The following is a 17,485-nucleotide window of genomic DNA, read 5'->3' on the forward strand; positions in this document are numbered from 1 at the left end:
ATCAGCCGAAGGTGAAGGCGTAGGCTTCGACGCCGGGATCGAGGAAGCGGATTTCGAAGGTGCGCGCCTCCACCGCGCCGGCCTGGCGGACGAGTTGGTAGAGCCGCGTGGAGGAGACCGTGCCGCGGCCGGCGGCGTCGGTGTCGGCGCCGTGATCGGCCCCGGGCGCCTTGCCGTCGATCGTCACCTCGAAGCGCACCGGCTTGCCATCGGCGCCCGGCCCGAGCACGAGATGCAGGTCGCGGGCGCTGAAGCGGTAGGCGATGCGGCCGTCCGGGCGGTCGAGCATTGCCTGTTCGGCATGCACGGTCCAGGTTCCGGCGAGGCCCCAGGCATTGAGGCCCGGTTCCGCGAAGGAATAGGTCTGCGACGCATCGGCGGTGATGCCTTCCAGCGAGGCAAAACTCGTGGCGCGCTGGTAGCCGAGATAGGTTTCGCCGGAGCGGATGTTCTTGAGGTCCGGGCCGGCCTCGGCGCCCTTGGTGTCGGGCGTTACCGCAGCACTCGCCTGCATCTTGCTGCCGGCTTCGCGCAACAGGTCCTGGATCGCCTTTTCGGTCTCGGCATAGTTGCCCTCGCCGAAATGGTGGTAGCGGATCTGGCCTTCGGCATCGATCAGGTAATGCGCCGGCCAGTAGCTGTTTTCGAAGGCGCGCCAGATGCGGTAGTCGTTGTCGACGGCGACCGGATAGGCGATGCCGAAATCGCTGACCGCCTTTTTGACATTGTCGATCTTCTTTTCGAAGGCGAATTCCGGCGCATGCACGCCGATGACGACGAGGCCCTGGTCCTTGTACTTTTCCGCCCAGGCGCGGACATAGGGCACGGTGCGAATGCAGTTGATGCAGGAATAGGTCCAGAAATCGACGAGCACGACCTTACCCTTGACCGCCGCATTGTCGAGCGGCGGCGAATTCAGCCATTCCACGGCGCCGTCGAATGAGGGGGCGGCACCTTCGACCGGCAGGTCGCTGCGGAACGGCTGCGCGCCGTCGGCGGCGGTGACGATCGCACCGGCCATCTCTTTCTTCGGCATGGCATGCAGGCGGTCGAGCACGGCCTGTTCGAAGGCCGCGGTGCTGGCATAGGAGAGGCGGGCGAGGAGGCCGGTATCGAGGCCGAGCGCGATGGTGGCGACGCCGACCAGAACGGCAGCGCCGAGCGCCTGGCGGACTCTTTCGCTGACGCCGAGCGAGCGCTTCATGCCGGCAAAGACCCGGCCGCCGACGAGGAGGGCGATGGCCAGCGAGCTGGCGGCGCCGGCGGCATAGGCGAGAAGCAGGAATGTGGTTTCGAGGTTGGCGCCCTGAAGGGCGGCTCCCGTCAAGACGAGGCCGAGGATCGGGCCGGCGCAGGGTGCCCAGAGCAGGCCTGTGGCGATGCCGAGCAGGAGCGAACGTGCTGCGGTGCTTCCGGAACCCGTGGGACCGGAGGCGTTCAGCAGCCGGTTGCCGAGATCGACCACCGGGCGGCTGACGATGCTGGCGATGCGGGGCGAGAGCAGGCTGACGCCGAAGACGGCGAGCAGCGCGATTGCGGCGATGCGGCCATATTCATTGGCGTGGACCGCCCAGCTGCCGCCGACAGCCGCCAGCGTCGCGACGAGCGCGAAGGTGGCCGCCATGCCAAGCAACATGGGCAGCGTGCTGTTAACGAACGGCTGGCCAGCGCGGGCGAAGACGAAGGGCAGGATGGGCAGGATGCACGGACTGAGAATGGTCAGCGCACCGCCGAGATAGGCAATGACAAAGAGCGTCATCATCGTTTCCTTTGAACCGGGGTTTCGGGCGCTGGACGACGACGCGGCCAGCAATGGCAGCGATATGGCCGGCGCGACGTATCCCGGATGTGTCCGGGAGCGGGCGGAATTGTACCGAAGTGTAGGAAGGGGGCGCCGGTTGGGATTTGTATCAGAACGTATCCGGACGGGCGGACGCTACATGGGCATGCAATAGTGCCCGGTCGCGAACATATCGGCGATACATCGGGCCGGCTTTCGTGGCGCCATGTTCGATCCCTTCAGGAGAAAGCCCATGTCCGACACGATCAACCACCAGCGCCGCCGCTTCTTCGGCCTTGCGGCCGTTACGCTCGCCGCCGCCCAGTTCGGCGCTGCCGCCATCGCCAATGCCCAGTCGTCCATGATGAAGGCGTCCACCACCAAGGCGCATACGTCTTTTCCGGCGCTGAAGCAGGTGAAGGCCGGCGTGCTCGATATCGGTTATGCCGAGGATGGTCCGGCGGATGGCCCGGTGGTCCTGCTCGTGCATGGCTGGCCCTACGACATCTACAGCTTCGTCGATGTCGCGCCGATTCTGGCGGCTGCCGGCTACCGGGTGATCATGCCCTATCTCCGCGGTTACTGCACCACGCGCTTCCTGTCCGAAAAGACGCCGCGCAACGGACAACAATCGGCGCTGGCCGCCGACATGATCGCGCTGATGGATGCGCTCGGCATCGAAAAGGCGATCGTCGCCGGCTTCGACTGGGGTGCGCGCACCGTCAACATCATGGCCGCGCTCTGGCCGGAACGCTGCACGGCGATGGTATCGGTCAGCGGCTACCTGATCGGCAGCCAGATGGCGAATGCCAAGCCGCTGACGCCGGCCGCGGAACTCTCCTGGTGGTATCAGTTCTACTTCGCGACGGAGCGGGGCCGCCTCGGCTACGCCGCCAATACGCGTGAATTCGCAAAGCTGATCTGGCACAGCGCCTCGCCGACCTGGGCCTTCGACGACACGACCTTCGAGCGCTCGGCGGCCGCCTTCGACAATCCTGACCACGTCGCCATCACCATCCATAACTATCGCTGGCGGCTGGGTCTTGCGGAAGGCGAGGCGCAGTTCGACGCCTATGAGAGCCTACTCGCACAGGCTCCCTCCATCGCCATTCCGACGATCACGCTGGAAGGGGACGCGAACGGCGCGCCGCATCCCGATCCGGCCGTCTATGCCAAAAAATTCACCGGAAAGTACGCGCACCGCACGATTACCGGCGGCATCGGCCACAACCTGCCGCAGGAGGCGCCGGAGGCGTTTGCACAGGCCGTGCTCGACGTCGTTCGGTTGTGAGCGATTTCTCCCCTTCGCGGAGGCCCTCCCAAAGTCTAGAACAAGGTGGCGGCAGATGGGCCGCCACGAGCGCTTTCGAAAGTCCGACCATGGAGCATATCGACCATATCCTGATCGTCGACGACGACCGCGAAATCCGCGAGCTGCTGTCCTCGTACCTGACGAAAAACGGACTGAGGACCAGCATCGCCGCCGATGGCCGGCAGATGCGCGCCTTTCTGGAGGCGAACACCGTCGATCTCATTGTGCTCGACGTGATGATGCCGGGCGATGACGGGCTCGTGCTGTGCCGGGAGTTGCGGGCCGGGAAACACAAGGCGACGCCGATCCTGATGCTGACGGCGCGCACCGACGAGATGGACCGCATCATCGGCCTCGAAATGGGTGCCGACGACTATCTGGCGAAACCCTTCGCGGCGCGCGAACTGCTCGCCCGCATCAAGGCGGTGCTGCGGCGCACGCGCATGCTTCCGCCCAACCTCCAGATCAGCGAGGCCGGCCAGTTGCTGACCTTCGGCGACTGGCGGCTCGATACCGTCGCCCGGCACCTGCTCGACAGGGAAGGCACGGCGATTGCGCTGAGTGGCGCCGAATACCGCCTGCTGCGCGTCTTCATCGATCATCCGCAACGCGTGCTCAACCGCGACCAGCTCCTGAACCTGACGCAGGGCCGCGATGCGGATCTCTTCGACCGTTCCATCGATCTTCTGGTCAGCCGGCTGCGCCAGCGGCTCGGCGACGAGGCGCGCGAGCCCACCTATATCAAGACCGTGCGCAGCGAAGGCTATGTGTTTTCGGTGCCCGTCGAGATATCGGAACCTCGCTTATGATGGCCGCGCTGCCTTGGCCGAGCACGCTGCGCGCCCGGATCTTCCTCATCCTCTTCATCGGGCTGGTCCTCGCCTACGGCCTCTCCTTCACCGTGCTCTACCTGGAGCGCTACATGTCGGCGAAGGCGGTGATGCTCGGCACGCTGGAAAACGACGTGGCGACCTCGATCGCCGTGCTCGACCGCCTGCCGGCCAGCGACCGCGCCGGCCTCGTCGATCGCCTCAGCCGCGGCAATTACCGCTTCGTTCTGGGCGAGGGCCTGCCCGGCGTGCCGGATACCTCGCTCCGCAGCGCCGAGATCGCGGCCCGCATCGAGGAGGCGGTCGGCCATCGTTTTCCGCTGCGCGTCGAGGCCATTCCCGGCGATGTGATGCGCTTGCAGGCGCACCTGACGCTCAGCGACGGCAATCCGCTGACGATCGACATCACGCCGCGCGGCATCATGCCCTTGGCGGACTGGCTGCCCTATGTCTTCATCGTACAGATGGCGCTGCTCGTGCTCTGCGCGTGGTATGCCGTTCGCCAGGCGGTGCGGCCGCTGGAAACGCTGGCCGCTGCCGCCGATGCGCTCGATCCCAACCGGCCGGGCCTGCCGCTCGGCGAGACGGGGCCAAGCGAGGTCGCCCATGCGGCGAGCGCCTTCAATGCCATGCGCGGTCGCATCGCGCATTATCTGGAGGAGCGCGTGCAGATCCTCGCCGCGATATCGCACGACCTCCAGACGCCGATCACCCGCATGCGGCTGCGCGCCGACATGGCTGACGACACGCCGGAACGGGACAAGCTGGTGCGCGACCTCGGCGAGATCGAGCGGCTGGTGCAGGACGGTATCGCCTATGCGCGCAGCGCCCACGGCAATGGCGAGAAACCCTCGCGCATCGACCTGTCCTCCTTCATCGACAGCATCGCCTATGACTACCAGGACATGGGCAAAGCGGTCGCGGTGCTGGGCACGGTCTCCGGCACGGTCGCCACCAAGCCGCATGCGCTACGCCGCATCCTCACCAATTTCGTCGACAACGCGCTGAAGTTCGGCGGCAGCGCCGAGATCGGCGTCGAGCGGGGCGGGGACGGCGGCACGGTCATCACCGTTTTCGACAAGGGGCCGGGCATACCGGAGGACAAGCTGGAGGCGGCCATGCAGCCGTTCTTCCGGCTGGAGCAATCGCGCAACCGCGAGACGGGCGGTTCGGGCCTCGGCCTTGCCATCGCCCAACAGCTTGCCGTGTCGCTCGGCGGCGCGGTGCGGCTCTACAATCGCCCCGGTGGCGGCCTTGCGGCGGAAGTCTCACTGCTCTGAAAAATGCCCGGCCTGTCCGGGCATTCGTATGAAAAGGTAGCCCCGCGGGCGGGTGCTACGCTCTGATACATTTCCGTCTTTTCCGGAAACATGCCGGATACGTCGATCCGTCAAAACCACGCTCGTCAACAACGTCGCAGCGTGCGGCAGAACGAAGGAGTTTCCTCATGACCAAGATCGAAAAGGTTCTCTACACCGGCAGGACCCACACCACCGGCGGGCGCGATGGCGCGGCCCGCAGCGATGACACGCAGCTCGACGTGCGCCTCTCGCCTCCGGGCAGCGGCAAGCCGGGCACCAATCCCGAGCAGCTTTTCGCCGCCGGCTGGTCCGCCTGCTTCATCGGCGCGCTCGGCCTTGCCGCCGCCAAGCGCAAGATCCGCCTGCCGGCCGAGACCGCCATCGATGCCGAAGTCGACCTTGGCACGGCGGGCGACGCTTATTTCCTTCAGGCCCGCCTGAACGTCAGCCTGCCGGGCATCGAGCCGGACGTTGCACGCGCCCTGATCGACGAAGCCCACCAGACCTGCCCCTATTCGAAGGCGACGCGCGGCAATATCGACGTCGTGCTGGCGCTCGTCTGACCGGCCGGGACGGTGGAGGTTTCGATGAAACGCATCCTCGTCTTGATGCTGGCGGCCGTCATCTTCGCAGCACCCTGCGCCTATGACGCCTTCTCGCCAGAATCGTCGCCGCTGGCCGGCCTGGTTGCGGCCACGGCCGGTTCCTGAAAACAAAAAGGGCGGCTGTCGAAAACAGTCGCCCTTTTACTTGAATTTTCTGAGAGGCCATCGGCCCGCGCCCGGCTTCCCGGGCGTCGTATCAGCCGAGGACCAGGAGGCCGGCAACGGCGGAACGGATGTTCGAACGCGAGATGCCGAGGTCCTGGAGGGCGCGGTCGTCGAGGGCACCCAGTTCGCGCACGGCGCGGCGTTCAGCGTTGTACTTCTTGAGCTTTGCGAAGACGTTCATGATCAACTCCTTTTGTGTTGCCCATTACATAAGCAATCCCATGCCCGGATAAAATGCATATGCTTGCAGTGTAGGCATGCTTCTATTGCATGGCGGAGACGCCGGTGGACGCTTCAGGGCGACGCTGGTAGAACGCCGTGGATGCCAAGGGTGAGCAGCGGCGAGGGTTTGTGACAGTCACGATCAAGGACATTGCCAGGCGTGCCGGCGTCTCCACGGCGACCGTCTCCAAGGTCCTCAACCGGAAGGACTCGTTCATCGGCGAAGAAACCCGCCAGCGGGTCTGGGCGCTCGCCCGCGAGCTCAACTACACGCCGAACTCGCTTGCCCGTTCGCTGGTCATGCGCAGGTCCCACGTCATCGGCATCATCGTTCCCGATATTCTCAACCCCTATTTCACCGAGCTGGTCAGGGCCTGCGACGACGCGGCGCGCCTGCGCGGCTACACGACGCTCGCCTGCAACACCGGCGGCGTGGCGGAAATCGAGGCGTCGCGGGAACTGGCGGACCAGAACATCACCGTCAACATGGTGTCTCCCGGCTGGATCCCCGTCGAGCGCCACGCCGGCATGACGCCGGAACGAAAGCAGCGTTATCTCGACCAGGTCCCGATGAAGCGCTTTGGTTCGCCGGAAGACATTGCCCATGCGGTGGCGTTCCTGGCGTCGGATCGCGCGCGTTTCATCACCGGACAGCGCCTGACCGTCAACGGTGGCCGCGCGTTCTCGTAAACGCCTCTGAGTCCGGAGCGCGAGTCGACAGGAGGGGGGCGAGGGGCTATAGTATCACGAGGTATTACTCTGTGATAAGAGGTGCGGCCATGGCGACATCCCTGAAGATCGACGATGGATTGAAAAGCCGCGTGCAGCAGCTTGCCAGCCAGCGCCGCCGTTCGCCGCACTGGATCATGCTGGAGGCGATCCAGCAATATGTCGAGCGCGAGGAAGCGCGCGAGAGCTTCAAGCAGGAGGCCTTGTCGTCCTGGGCGGCCTATCAGGAAACCGGCCGGCACCTGAGTGGCGCGGAGGCCCGCGCCTGGCTGAACACATGGGGCACTGAGGACGAAAAGGCCGTGCCCGAGTGCCACGACTGATCGTTACGGAAGGGGCCGCACAGGGCCTTGAGCGCTGCCGCCAGTTCCTGGCGGCCAAGGCGCCGGAAGCGGCGCGGCGCGGCGGCCAGGCCATCGAGAGGCAATTCCTGCTGTTGGAAGCAAAGCCGGATATCGGCCGCCCGTTCCCCGATCTGCCGGAACTGCGCGAACTGGTGATCGCCTTCGGCGATTCCGGCTATGTCGCGCTCTATCGCCACGAACCGGCCGACGATGCGGTCTACGTGCTGGCCTTCCGGCACCAGAAAGAGGCCGGGTATTGAATGACGGACGGTGACCGGCCCCGGATTTAGCTGCCGGTCGCCTGCTTCATGGCGGCGCGCAGGGTATCGTTCATGCGATCCTGCCAGCCGGGTCCGTCCGCCTGAAAATGCGCCAGCACATCGGCGTCGATCTTCAGCGAAACGAGTTCCTTGGTGTTGGGAATGGCAGGCCGTTCGACCGCAGGTGCTGCGACCTTCTTGATCGGCTTGAACAGCGCCTCTGCGGCGTCTTTCGGATTCACATGTCTGCGCGGCGTCGTTGCCATGATTGATTCCTTTTCTGGGCCGATTGGGTTGTGCCATCCTTACCGGGAGGATGTCGAGCGGTGCTCGCCTTACACTCGTTCGGCAAGGCGATTTAGCACGTCCATTCGTCCTTGGTGCGCAGGGAGGCGCACCAGGATTTATCCGCGTCTGGCTTTGCGGGCGGCATAACGCAGGTCGCGTTCGGCCTTGCGCGCCGCTTCGTCTTCGATGACGCGGGCGACCCGGGCCTTTTCGGCGATTTCACGCGCTTCCGTCTCGGCTCTCGCCTCGGCCTGGGCAGCGGCTTCGCGCTCGGCGGCTTCGCTCGCGATACGGGCCTGTTCTTCCTGCTTGATGCGGTCGCGCTCAAGGCGGCGCTCTTCGCGGGCTGCGGAGATGGCGGCGCGTTCCGCCTGGCGTGCGGCCTGGGCGGGTTCGGATGCAGCGCGGGCGGCCCGGAAGGCCTCCAGTTGAGCGGCTTTCGCCTCTGCGGCCGCACTGCGGCGGTCGGTCAGCTGGTTGTCTCTGGCGTTTTTCAAATTCGTGTCCTGACTGTGAGGGTTGCCGAAAGGGTCATTTCGCGGCCGCGCGCTTGGCGAGAAGGGCGGACGTCGCCGAGACGCGGTCCTTCAATTCCTTGGCAAGGCGGGCTTCGCGAAGCCGCAAGGTCTTGGCCTCGCGCGACTGGGTGATGGAGGCAAGCTCTTCGGCTGCCTCGGCTTTCGCGAAGAACGGCGTCTGGAGATTGCTGAAGGCAGCCTCCGCCTTCTGGCGCGATGGGCTGAATTTTTCGGTCATGAGATGTCCGATCCTGGGCTCGTGAACGAGCGGAAATTAAAAAGGCCAGGCAAATAGCCTGGCCTCGCATGGTTACCGTGCTTCCGGCAGTGCCAGTACATCCGTGGTCAAAGGGAAGCACAAACCGCTTAGGCAGCCTGGAGATTGCAGGCCGACATCTTGCCAGACTTCTTGTCGCGCTCCAGGTCGAAGGCAACCTTCTGGCCTTCGACGAGTTCGCGCATGCCTGCACGCTCGACGGCGGAGATGTGAACGAATGCGTCCGCATCGCCATTGTCAGGCTGAATGAAGCCGAAGCCCTTGGTGGAATTGAACCATTTAACTGTGCCAGTGGTCATGATGAACCCTTTCATAGCAACATTGAGAGACCGCTGCGCCAGGGCGCCGCGGATGATGATAGCGATTTTGAAAGGAAGTTCGTTCAGGGCGCGGCGTTAGGCGCGCGATAACCAAAGCTCAGCAAGCAAATTCGATGCGCCCTTGTATCCTGCCTGCGCCGCCGCGTCAACCATTCGTTCCTCGAATGTTTCACTTCATCGAAAGGTTGTGATTGCGCGGCATTGATCGGCGGCGGCTTCGGCACGGAAAGCAGTGTCGCCCCCAGCCGGCGCATGCTAGGGCAGGCCGCACTTTTGAACGAGACAGCACGGGTGAGGCGCCATGACCGTCGCGTTATACGCAGACTACATTGCCGAGTTGAAAAGCCTCTTCGTGGAGCTGGATCGATATCCTGAACGATTTCAGACCTATACCGCCCGCTTCGAACTGGCCGCGGCAAGCAATCTCGTCGTCTACGAGACCCGAAGGCGGAAAGGCCAGACGGACAGCCTCTATTACGGCCGCTCCGGCGCAACCGGAGCCAACCAGCAGATTTCCCAGGCCACGGCCTTTGCCGCGATCGACCGGTTTTTCGCCCTCGGCGAGTTCGTCGCCCTGACCGGCGAAGCAGGCGCCCGCGTGGAAGCGGATACGCAATATCCCCACTGCGCCGTCAATTTCTCCTATCGCAAGAAGGGCCAACCGGTCACGCGCTCGACGCTGATGGTGTTCGTCGCCTTCAACGACGAGGCGGATGCGTTGCAATATGTCTCGCAGGCCGGCGATCCCTCGGCTTTCGTGATCGAGCGGCCGTGGCGCGCGGAAAAATCCTACGAATGGATGTGAAGGGCCGGCGTTCCAGCGGTTTTGCGCACGATATGGAGGTTGAAAGATGATGTTGATCGTCTTAAACATGAGTATCGAACGCAAGTTAAGACGCTTGCCGCTGGGGGCCAGCCTTGAATGGCATGGGATATTCATAATCTTTTCAAGCGCCATGCGCAGGAACTGAAACGGTCGCTGCGCCGTCGGGGGCTGTCGGAGGACAATGCGGCCGACCTGACGCAGGATACGTTCCTGCGGGCGATGACGGCGTCCCCGCGCGGCGTCGACGACAATCCGCGGGCCTACCTGTTCCAGGTCTCGCGCAATCTCGCGACGGATTTCGAGCGGCGGGCACGCTCCGCCCCGTTTCTTTCGATCGGGGAGGACATTGCCGAAGCGGTGGCCGACCCGCGGCCCTCTGCCGAACGGGCGCTCTACGACAAGCAGCGGCTGCTGGCCTCGGCAAGGGCGCTTGCCGAACTTCCCGAGCGCACGCGAAAGGCCTTCGAACTGCACAGGCTCGATGGACTGTCGATTGCCGAAATCGGCCCGCTGGTCGGCCTTTCCACCACGCAGACCTGGTCGCTGATCCGCGATGCCTACCGGCATGTGCGCGACCGGCTCAAGGAAATCTGAGCGCTTTCAGCGAAATTGACAGCGGTTGCTGCGTTACACCATTCAGGGTAGCGCTACCGCGACGCCATATCCATGGGACCACCATGACCGGACCAGCGACAGACAGGGACAGGTTGTTCGACGAAGCCGTCGATCACATGATCCGGCTGCAGAACGAACCGAACAACCCCGTGGCCATAGAGCTGGCGCAGGGCTGGCGGCTGCGCAGCCCCGAGCATGAACTGGCCTGGCAGGAGGCCGGCGAGATCTTCGGCATGACCGGCAAGGTGCTCGACGGCCAGCGCAAGGCGGAGCAGAGGCCGGCACGACTGTCGCGGCGAAAACTCATCGTCGGCGGGCTGGTCGTCGCGACGGCGGCCGCGACCGGCGGACCCGAACTCATCGTCCAGGCAAAGGCCGACTACCTGACGAGTACGGCGGAAATCCGCCGCGTCGTGCTTTCGGATGGCAGTGCAGTGACGCTCGGCCCGGAAAGCGCCATCGCCTTCCATGTCTCCGAAAGGGTGCGCAGGGCGGACCTTTTGCGCGGCATGGGCTATTTCGAGATCGCCGAGGATGCGGCGCGGTCCTTCGAGGTCGGATCGGGGCCTGTGCTTTCTACAGGCGCGGGGCCGTCCTTCGACGTCAGCATCGACGACGATTTCGTCAATGTCGGCGTGGACCAGGGCCGCATGGACGTGCGCTTCGCGGGCGTCGAGAATGGCGAGGTCGTCGAGCTTCTCGATGGCGAATGGGCACGGCTGGGCGGCGAGGGCCGCGCGATCGTCCGCGGCGCGCGCGACAAGGCGCAGATCGCCGCCTGGCGCCAGGGCCTGATGTTTGCCGACAACGAACCGATCGGCGCCGTCGTCGCCAAGATCGCCCGCTGGCAGCCGGGGCGCACCATCCTCGCCAATCCGGCGCTCGGCCGGGCAAGCATCAGTGGGGCCTTCGACCTCAGCAATCCGATCGCCGCACTGCGCGCCGTCGTGCATCCCTATGGCGGCAAGGTCCGCCAGATTTCCCCCTATCTGACGATCATTTCCTCGGTCTGAAGAATTTTCGAAAAATCACCGAAAACCCGCGCACCAACTTCGTTTCAACGATGAGGCCGGGTTTTGACACGGCGTGGTTGGACATATGCCTGGGGTAGACGCATGAGACGGGACGTTCGCAAGAGCATTGGAAATTCAACGGGGAAGGGCCTTCTGGCAACGCTTCTGGCGGGTGCGTGCCTCTCGGCCGCCTTCGCCCCGGGGCTTCGCGCCGAAGACGATCCCGTGAAATCCTACTCGGTGGAGGCAGGCCCGCTCAGCAGCGCCCTTGCGACATTCAGCCGGCAGGCGGGCGTACAGGTGACCTATATTCCCTCGGTCGCCGCCCGCAAGCGCACGCAGGGCGCCTCCGGCGCGATGACCCGCAAGGTCGCCCTCGACAAGATCCTCCAGGGCTCGGGACTGGTCTATGCCTATCCCTACGGTGCGACGATCGCGATCTCCGATCCGCAAATGGACACGACCGAGGTCGGCGCCGTGACGAACACGGCAACGACGCTGGAACGCGTCGTCGTCGATGGCGACGCCACCACGATCCTGCAGAACGATGGCCTGGCTTCCGCCGGATACAAGGCCGAGATGATCTCCGGTCTCGGCCTGCTCGACGGGCTTTCCCTGAAGGACACGCCCTTCGCCGTGAGCGTCATGCCGCGCGAGCTTTTGCAGAACATCCAGGCGCAGTCGCCGGACGATGTCTTCCGGCTCAACCCCTCGACGCGCTCCTCCACGCCGCAGATCAGCGGCTGGTCGCCCATGGTCAATATCCGCGGCTTCACGACCTATGATTCCGCTCAGGACGGGCTGCGGCGCTCCTACAGCCACGCGACCTCGCTTGAGGACGTCGAGCGCATCGAGATCCTCAATGGCCTTTCCGGCTTTCTCTACGGTGCCTCCGCGCCCGGCGGCATGATCAACTATGTCAGCAAGCGGCCGACGGACGACCGCTACAACAGCATCACGCTCGGCAGCTATGGCGGCGAGCAGGGTTACGTGCACGGCGATTTCGGCGGCCCGATCGACGCGGAAGGGCTGTTCGGCTACCGCATCAACGTCGTCAAGCAGGCGGGCGATACCGCCATCGACGACCAGAACATCAATCGCGGCCTGATCAGCGGCGCTTTCGACTGGCAGGTGACGGACCAGCTCAAGCTGGAGCTGAACGCCTCCTACGGCAGGTACAAGACCGAAAACCCGTCGACCTACTGGTATTTCGCCATCCCCCACGACTTGGTTCCCGATCCGGAGAAGAACTGGGGGCAGAAATGGATCCGCGACGAATTCGAGAAGAAGAAGGTCCAGCTCAAGGCGACCTATGAGCTCAACGACGCGATCACCATCCGCGGCGCCTATTCGAAGGAATTCGTCGATCGTCCCGTGCAGGACCACATCATGAACTCAGTGGAGGTGCCGGGCGAATATACCCAGATCGGCATCCATTCCGGCCGCACGAAAAACGAGTTCGATGCCGCGCAGCTCTTCGGCGACTTCGTGTTCGATACCGGATCGATCGGCCACAAGGTGACGGTGGGCTACCAGATGTTTTCCGACAGGTCCTGGAGCACGTCGTACAATCCCAATACGGGCTGGATTGGTCCCTTTCCGCTGACGACGCCGACCCACCTGCCGCGGCCGCTCTTCCCCAGGGACGATAGCGACTACTATTATGCCGGCCGCGTGAAGAACGAGAGCTTCGTGCTCGGCGACCAGATCGACTTCAACGAGCGCTGGAGCGCGCTGGTGGGCGCGAGCTACAGCAAGATCTACGCCTCCGGCTATGACAGCGAAGGCGGGCTTTCGTCGCCCGTCTATGACGAGGGGCGCCTGTCGCCCTCCGTGTCGCTGATCTTCAAGGCCACGCCCTCCATCTCGATCTATGGCAGCTATATCGAGGGCCTGGAACAGGGCGGTGTGGCGCCGGACGGCACGACGAATTCCGGCGCGATCATGGCGCCGATGGTGAGCACCCAGAAGGAATTCGGCATCAAGGCCGAGGTCGGCGACGTGCTGCTGACGGCGGCGCTGTTCGACATCGAGAAGGCCTACGAATTCACCAACGGCAACAATGTCTACACGCAGGACGGCCGCCAGAACCACCGCGGAATCGAATTCACCGCGACCGGCAATGTCACGGACAACCTGACGGTGCTCGGCGGCCTCACGCTGCTGGACACCGAGGTGAAGGGCGGCGAGTTCTCGGGCAACGACCCGACGAATGTCGCAGCGGTGCTCGCCAAGGTCTATGCGGAATACGAATTGCCCTCGGTCGAAGGGTTTTTCCTGACGGCCGGTGTGCAGCATACCGGCAAACAATGGGCCGATGACGCCAACACCGACCGCCTGCCGTCGTTCACGACCTTCGACCTCGGTCTGCGCTACACGACCACGCAGTTCGGCGACCCGCTGACGGTGCGCCTTGCCGTGACCAATGTGGCGAACAAGGGATACTGGCAGACCAGCAACTATCTCGGCGCGCCGCGCACGGTGGCGTTTTCCATCCAGAAGCAGTTCTGATCGTGGCACCGGGGTTAGCGCTGACGCGCCGGGCGCTGCTCGGCGCGCTTGCCTTCGCCGGGCTCGGCGCGCGCGCGCGGGCGGCCAAGCCGGAGCGGATCGTGGCGCTCGACTGGCCGAGTGCGCAGAACCTCCTGGCACTCGGCGTGACCCCTCTGGCCCTGCCGGAGTGGGCGCTTTATGCCGCACTGGTCGTCGAGCCGGCCCTGTCGCCGGCAACGCTCGACCTCGGCCTGCGCTCCGAGCCGAACCTGGAACTCGTCCTGCAACTCGCCCCCGATCTCGTGCTGATGGGCGACGACCTGACGAGCCTGCGCGAACGCATCGAGGCTGCCGCACCCGTCGTGATGTTTTCTGCCGATGGTTTCGACGGGATCGATCCGGTGCTGACGGGAGCTACCGCCTTGCAGGGCTTGGCGCAACGTCTCGGACGCGTTGACGCGTACCGCCTGTTTCGGCAGGGCTTCGATCGGGAACTGGACGAGGCGCGAAAACGCCTGCGCCATTATGACGGCCGGCCCGTCTTCGTCGCCACCGTCATCGACGGCCGCCGCCTGTTGCTCTTCGGCAAAAACAGTCTGTTCCAAAGCGTCCTCGACCGGTTCGGCATCGTCAATGCCTGGACGGGTTTCACCTCGGCCTACGGGCACACGACCGTGACGGCCGACCGCCTGGCGCAGCAGAAGGATGCCCGCCTGCTTTGCGTCGGCGATTCAAGCACGCTCGCCTTGGAAAAACTGCTGGCATCCCCGGTCGTCGCAAGCCTGCCCTTCATCAGGAGCGGCCGCGTCGCGCGCATCCCCGATGTGCTCTTCTACGGCGGGCTGCCCTCCGCCAGCCGTTTTGCGCGCCTCGCCTCCATGGCGCTCGCTGCGGAAGGCTGATGCATGGGCGTGACGCGAAATCCCATGCTCCCGGTCATGCTGTGCGGGCTTTCGCTGTTCAGCCTCGCCATGATCGCTGGCAATATCCTGTCCGTCCTGCCCGGCAATGTGTCCATATGGGCGGTGGTGTCGCCGCAGTCCGGCGCGACCGAGGAAATCCTGCTGCACTATACCCTGCTGCCGCGCATCGTGGTGGCGCTGATGGCTGGCGCGGCCCTCGGCATCGCCGGGTCGATCCTGCAACGGGTGTTGCGCAATCCGCTCGCCGAACCCGCGACGCTCGGCATCTCCGCGGGGTCCTATCTCACCTTGACCATCGCAACCCTGTGGTTCCCGCTCGCCGCCAGCAACGCCGCGGAATGGGTGGCGCTTGCCGGTGCGGCGCTGGCGCTCGCGGCCATCCTGGGGCTTTCCTGGCGGAAGGGTCTGTCACCCCCAACCGTCACGCTTTCGGGCATGATCGTCAGCCTGTACTGCGGCGCCGCCAGTGCCGTGCTCATGCTGTTCAACCACGATTTCCTGACGGGCATCTATCTCTGGGGCGCCGGTTATCTCGACCAGCAGGATTGGTCCGGTGTGTTGTTCCTCGCGCCCCGCCTTCTCGTGGCGATCGCAGTGGCCGCGCTGATCCAGCGGCCGCTCGCACTGCTCGCGCTCGACGACAGCAATGCCAGAAGCCTCGGCCTGAACATCGAGGCCTTCCGTCTCCTCTCGCTGCTCGTCGCCGCGGTGATCATCGCGGTCGTCACGGCCGCCGTCGGCGTCATCAGCTTCATCGGCCTCGCCGTGCCGGCGCTCGCGCGCGCCACCGGAGCCCGCAGCCCCGGCCGCGAGATGGCCTGGTCGGCCGTCTTCGGCGCACTGGTGCTGACCGCTACCGACCAATGTGTCCAGGCCCTGCCGGTGACTTATCGCATCTTCCCGACCGGCGCCGTCACCGCTCTGATGGGCGCGCCGCTGCTGCTCGTGCTGGTGCGCCGGCTGAAATCGCTCTCCCCGCCCGCGATGACCGGGATAACGGAAGCCCGGCGGCTGATGCGGCCCTGGACCGTCATCGCCGTGGCCGCCCTCGGGCTCGCCATCGCTGTTCTCCTCTCCGTCTTCGCCGGCCGGGGCCCTTCCGGCTGGCATGTCATGGCGGCGCCCGAGGGCCTGTATTCGATGCGGACGATCCGCTCCGTCGCAGCCGTCGCCGGCGGCGCCATGCTCGCCCTTGCCGGCGCGATCCTGCAACGCATGACCGGCAACCCGCTTGGCTCGCCGGAAGTGCTGGGCGTTTCCTCCGGCGCCATGCTCGGCGTCATCGCCGCGACGCTGTCGGCGACGGCCGTATCGCGCGGATTGCAGATCTCGGCGGGTGCCGTCGGCGCCGGCATCACACTCGCCTTCATCATGGCGCTTGCCCGAAAGGGCGACTTCCAGGGCGATCGCCTGCTGCTGATCGGCGTGACACTGAGCTCCATCTCCGGCTTCGTCATGGCTGTCCTGATGGCGGCGCAGGACCCGCGGCTCGAACAGCTCCTTGCCTGGATGTCGGGCTCGACCTATGCGGTGCGCGGGCAGGAAGCGATCGCCGCAGTCGCCATCCTGGGCGCGGGACTGGCCGTCGGGGCGCTCCTACGGCGATGGCTGGAGATCCTGCCGCTCGGCGAAACCGTGGCGCTCTCCCAGGGCGTGTCACTTCGCACCGCGACCACCATTCTTCTGCTCCTCTCGGCAGTCCTAACCGCCGCGGCGACGATCCTGGTCGGGCCGCTCAGCTTCGCCGGGCTGATGGGGCCGCATCTCGCGCGCCTCGCCGGATTCCAGCGGCCGGCCGCCCATCTGTTCGCCTCGGCACTGGTCGGCGGCGCCATCCTGCTCGGCGCCGAATGGCTCGGCCGCAACCTCATCTTCCCCTACCAGATCCCTGCCGGCCTGCTGGCGACCGTGGTCGGAGGACCATTCCTGTTGCTTCTGATCGGGAGACGCCTATGACGGAACGAAAGCCGCGCGGGTTCCGCCTCGTCACGGTCCAGGCATCCCAGCGCCTGACGCCCTCCATGCAGCGCCTCCGCTTCACCGGCCGCGATCTGCACCATTTTGCGACGAACGACAACCTGCACGTCCGCCTGCACCTGCCAGTCTCGACAGGCCCCGATCCCGAGGTCCAGACGCGCTATTACACCATCCGCAGCATCGACGCCGATGCTGGCTGGCTCGACATCGATTTCGTGCTCCACGACGACGGCCCCGGTTCCAATTTCGCACGCCGGGCAGAACCCGGCACGGCCTGCGGCGTTTCCGGCCCCTGCGGTCTCGGCATCAAGCCGGCCCGCCACTACTTGCTCGCGGGAGACGAAACCGCCCTGCCAGCCATCGCCCGCATCGCCGAAATCATGCCAAGACACGCCCAAGGCCGCATCCTCCTGGAAATCCAGACCCCCGAGGACAGCATCGCCCTCGATACGCCACAAGATGTCGAAGTGCAGTGGTTCTACCGCCATGCAGCGCCACAGGCCCCGGACTTCCTGCAAAAGCTCTCCTCCGAAGTCGCCGTATTCAAGACCTTGCCGGACCGCTTCATCTGGATCGCCGGCGAACACACCGCCGTCATGCCCTTCCGCCCAATACTGCGAGGCATCCCCTCCCTCTGCGTTCCCTATTGGCGCCGAGGTGGTGATTGAGGGTGCGGGCGCAGTTGAG

The 17,485-nt window shown here is 65.1% G+C and carries 21 protein-coding genes; 15 read left to right on the top strand and 6 right to left on the bottom strand.

The annotated features are described in order from the left end of the window. Position 1: 1 nt before the first annotated feature. Complete coding sequence (locus J2Y63_RS02210) at positions 2-1,759, bottom strand: cytochrome c biogenesis protein DipZ (RefSeq protein WP_435264720.1); 1,758 nt, start codon at positions 1,757-1,759, stop codon at positions 2-4. A 274-nt stretch (positions 1,760-2,033) separates the two neighbouring features. Here J2Y63_RS02210 and J2Y63_RS02215 point away from each other — a divergent pair, with 274 nt between their 5' ends. From J2Y63_RS02215 to J2Y63_RS02235, 5 genes are all read left to right on the top strand, one after another. Further along, on the top strand, positions 2,034-3,071 hold the full coding sequence (locus tag J2Y63_RS02215; protein ID WP_435264721.1) for an alpha/beta fold hydrolase: 1,038 nt from the start codon (positions 2,034-2,036) through the stop codon (positions 3,069-3,071). A gap of 89 nt (positions 3,072-3,160) precedes the next feature. Next, the gene (locus J2Y63_RS02220) at positions 3,161-3,901 is read left to right on the top strand and encodes a response regulator (protein WP_435264722.1); all 741 of its coding nucleotides are present in this window, start codon (positions 3,161-3,163) and stop codon (positions 3,899-3,901) included. Continuing rightward, positions 3,898-5,202, top strand: coding sequence for an ATP-binding protein (locus tag J2Y63_RS02225; protein WP_435264723.1), 1,305 nt, complete (start codon positions 3,898-3,900; stop codon positions 5,200-5,202). Before J2Y63_RS02220 ends, J2Y63_RS02225 begins: the two co-directional genes overlap by 4 nt. A 167-nt stretch (positions 5,203-5,369) precedes the next feature. Further along, positions 5,370-5,786 (top strand): organic hydroperoxide resistance protein, encoded by a 417-nt coding sequence (locus J2Y63_RS02230; protein ID WP_435264724.1) that lies wholly within the window; start codon positions 5,370-5,372, stop codon positions 5,784-5,786. Positions 5,787-5,810: 24 nt separating this feature from the next. Next, on the top strand, positions 5,811-5,933 hold the full coding sequence (locus J2Y63_RS02235) for a hypothetical protein (RefSeq protein ID WP_435264725.1): 123 nt from the start codon (positions 5,811-5,813) through the stop codon (positions 5,931-5,933). A 91-nt stretch (positions 5,934-6,024) separates the two neighbouring features. Here the strand turns inward: J2Y63_RS02235 and J2Y63_RS02240 are convergent, their stop codons facing one another. Next, positions 6,025-6,174, bottom strand: a complete 150-nt coding sequence (locus J2Y63_RS02240; protein WP_256114806.1) for a DUF1127 domain-containing protein — start codon at positions 6,172-6,174, stop codon at positions 6,025-6,027. Positions 6,175-6,344: 170 nt separating this feature from the next. On the opposite strand from J2Y63_RS02240, the gene J2Y63_RS02245 reads away from it, so the two are divergent. The 3 genes from J2Y63_RS02245 (at position 6,345) to J2Y63_RS02255 (ending at position 7,548) form a co-directional block, all read left to right on the top strand. Continuing rightward, positions 6,345-6,905, top strand: a complete 561-nt coding sequence (locus J2Y63_RS02245; RefSeq protein WP_435264726.1) for an SDR family oxidoreductase — start codon at positions 6,345-6,347, stop codon at positions 6,903-6,905. Between the two features lie 89 nt (positions 6,906-6,994). After that, positions 6,995-7,267, top strand: coding sequence for a CopG family ribbon-helix-helix protein (locus J2Y63_RS02250; RefSeq protein WP_256114803.1), 273 nt, complete (start codon positions 6,995-6,997; stop codon positions 7,265-7,267). Further along, complete coding sequence (locus J2Y63_RS02255) at positions 7,255-7,548, top strand: type II toxin-antitoxin system RelE/ParE family toxin (protein ID WP_435264727.1); 294 nt, start codon at positions 7,255-7,257, stop codon at positions 7,546-7,548. The genes J2Y63_RS02250 and J2Y63_RS02255 overlap by 13 nt, the downstream gene beginning before the upstream one ends. Before the next feature lie 26 nt (positions 7,549-7,574). Here J2Y63_RS02255 and J2Y63_RS02260 read toward each other — a convergent pair whose 3' ends face one another. The 4 genes from J2Y63_RS02260 to J2Y63_RS02275 form a co-directional block, all read right to left on the bottom strand. After that, complete coding sequence (locus J2Y63_RS02260; RefSeq protein ID WP_435264728.1) at positions 7,575-7,814, bottom strand: BrnA antitoxin family protein; 240 nt, start codon at positions 7,812-7,814, stop codon at positions 7,575-7,577. Positions 7,815-7,952: 138 nt separating this feature from the next. Beyond that, on the bottom strand, positions 7,953-8,333 hold the full coding sequence (locus J2Y63_RS02265; RefSeq protein WP_256114800.1) for a DUF6481 family protein: 381 nt from the start codon (positions 8,331-8,333) through the stop codon (positions 7,953-7,955). A 34-nt stretch (positions 8,334-8,367) separates the two neighbouring features. Next, entirely contained in the window at positions 8,368-8,592 is a 225-nt protein-coding gene (locus tag J2Y63_RS02270) for a hypothetical protein (protein WP_256114798.1), read from the bottom strand. 128 nt (positions 8,593-8,720) lie between these two features. Then, on the bottom strand, positions 8,721-8,930 hold the full coding sequence (locus J2Y63_RS02275) for a cold-shock protein (RefSeq protein ID WP_256114797.1): 210 nt from the start codon (positions 8,928-8,930) through the stop codon (positions 8,721-8,723). A gap of 322 nt (positions 8,931-9,252) precedes the next feature. On the opposite strand from J2Y63_RS02275, the gene J2Y63_RS02280 reads away from it, so the two are divergent. The 7 genes from J2Y63_RS02280 (at position 9,253) to J2Y63_RS02310 (ending at position 17,466) form a co-directional block, all read left to right on the top strand. Beyond that, positions 9,253-9,756, top strand: coding sequence for a hypothetical protein (locus tag J2Y63_RS02280; RefSeq protein ID WP_435264729.1), 504 nt, complete (start codon positions 9,253-9,255; stop codon positions 9,754-9,756). A 117-nt stretch (positions 9,757-9,873) separates the two neighbouring features. Next, positions 9,874-10,371: an RNA polymerase sigma factor gene (locus J2Y63_RS02285; RefSeq protein WP_435264730.1), complete on the top strand. Its 498-nt coding sequence runs from the start codon at positions 9,874-9,876 to the stop codon at positions 10,369-10,371. A gap of 83 nt (positions 10,372-10,454) precedes the next feature. Beyond that, positions 10,455-11,405: a FecR family protein gene (locus J2Y63_RS02290; protein ID WP_435264731.1), complete on the top strand. Its 951-nt coding sequence runs from the start codon at positions 10,455-10,457 to the stop codon at positions 11,403-11,405. 102 nt (positions 11,406-11,507) lie between these two features. After that, positions 11,508-13,916: a TonB-dependent receptor gene (locus J2Y63_RS02295; protein WP_435264732.1), complete on the top strand. Its 2,409-nt coding sequence runs from the start codon at positions 11,508-11,510 to the stop codon at positions 13,914-13,916. Positions 13,917-13,918: 2 nt separating this feature from the next. Next, positions 13,919-14,800, top strand: a complete 882-nt coding sequence (locus J2Y63_RS02300; RefSeq protein ID WP_435264733.1) for an ABC transporter substrate-binding protein — start codon at positions 13,919-13,921, stop codon at positions 14,798-14,800. Between the two features lie 3 nt (positions 14,801-14,803). Next, positions 14,804-16,777 (top strand): Fe(3+)-hydroxamate ABC transporter permease FhuB, encoded by a 1,974-nt coding sequence (gene fhuB, locus J2Y63_RS02305; RefSeq protein ID WP_435264734.1) that lies wholly within the window; start codon positions 14,804-14,806, stop codon positions 16,775-16,777. After that, a complete protein-coding gene (locus J2Y63_RS02310; protein WP_435264735.1) occupies positions 16,774-17,466 on the top strand; it encodes a siderophore-interacting protein in 693 nt (230 codons plus the stop codon). Before fhuB ends, J2Y63_RS02310 begins: the two co-directional genes overlap by 4 nt. Positions 17,467-17,485 lie beyond the last annotated feature (19 nt).

The organism is Shinella sp. BE166, from assembly GCF_051201095.1.
GTDB classification, from domain to species: Bacteria; Pseudomonadota; Alphaproteobacteria; order Rhizobiales; family Rhizobiaceae; genus Shinella; species Shinella lacus.

What these genes read in the sequence shown, in the direction of transcription:
- J2Y63_RS02210 (WP_435264720.1), bottom strand. Translation starts at nt 1,759, where the DNA reads ATGACGCTCTTTGTCATTGCCTATCTCGGCGGTGCGCTGACCATTCTC.
- J2Y63_RS02215 (WP_435264721.1), top strand. Translation starts at nt 2,034, where the DNA reads ATGTCCGACACGATCAACCACCAGCGCCGCCGCTTCTTCGGCCTTGCG.
- J2Y63_RS02220 (WP_435264722.1), top strand. Translation starts at nt 3,161, where the DNA reads ATGGAGCATATCGACCATATCCTGATCGTCGACGACGACCGCGAAATC.
- J2Y63_RS02225 (WP_435264723.1), top strand. Translation starts at nt 3,898, where the DNA reads ATGATGGCCGCGCTGCCTTGGCCGAGCACGCTGCGCGCCCGGATCTTC.
- J2Y63_RS02230 (WP_435264724.1), top strand. Translation starts at nt 5,370, where the DNA reads ATGACCAAGATCGAAAAGGTTCTCTACACCGGCAGGACCCACACCACC.
- J2Y63_RS02235 (WP_435264725.1), top strand. Translation starts at nt 5,811, where the DNA reads ATGAAACGCATCCTCGTCTTGATGCTGGCGGCCGTCATCTTCGCAGCA.
- J2Y63_RS02240 (WP_256114806.1), bottom strand. Translation starts at nt 6,174, where the DNA reads ATGAACGTCTTCGCAAAGCTCAAGAAGTACAACGCTGAACGCCGCGCC.
- J2Y63_RS02250 (WP_256114803.1), top strand. Translation starts at nt 6,995, where the DNA reads ATGGCGACATCCCTGAAGATCGACGATGGATTGAAAAGCCGCGTGCAG.
- J2Y63_RS02260 (WP_435264728.1), bottom strand. Translation starts at nt 7,814, where the DNA reads ATGGCAACGACGCCGCGCAGACATGTGAATCCGAAAGACGCCGCAGAG.
- J2Y63_RS02270 (WP_256114798.1), bottom strand. Translation starts at nt 8,592, where the DNA reads ATGACCGAAAAATTCAGCCCATCGCGCCAGAAGGCGGAGGCTGCCTTC.
- J2Y63_RS02275 (WP_256114797.1), bottom strand. Translation starts at nt 8,930, where the DNA reads ATGACCACTGGCACAGTTAAATGGTTCAATTCCACCAAGGGCTTCGGC.
- J2Y63_RS02280 (WP_435264729.1), top strand. Translation starts at nt 9,253, where the DNA reads ATGACCGTCGCGTTATACGCAGACTACATTGCCGAGTTGAAAAGCCTC.
- J2Y63_RS02285 (WP_435264730.1), top strand. Translation starts at nt 9,874, where the DNA reads ATGGCATGGGATATTCATAATCTTTTCAAGCGCCATGCGCAGGAACTG.
- J2Y63_RS02290 (WP_435264731.1), top strand. Translation starts at nt 10,455, where the DNA reads ATGACCGGACCAGCGACAGACAGGGACAGGTTGTTCGACGAAGCCGTC.
- J2Y63_RS02295 (WP_435264732.1), top strand. Translation starts at nt 11,508, where the DNA reads ATGAGACGGGACGTTCGCAAGAGCATTGGAAATTCAACGGGGAAGGGC.
- fhuB (WP_435264734.1), top strand. Translation starts at nt 14,804, where the DNA reads ATGGGCGTGACGCGAAATCCCATGCTCCCGGTCATGCTGTGCGGGCTT.
- J2Y63_RS02310 (WP_435264735.1), top strand. Translation starts at nt 16,774, where the DNA reads ATGACGGAACGAAAGCCGCGCGGGTTCCGCCTCGTCACGGTCCAGGCA.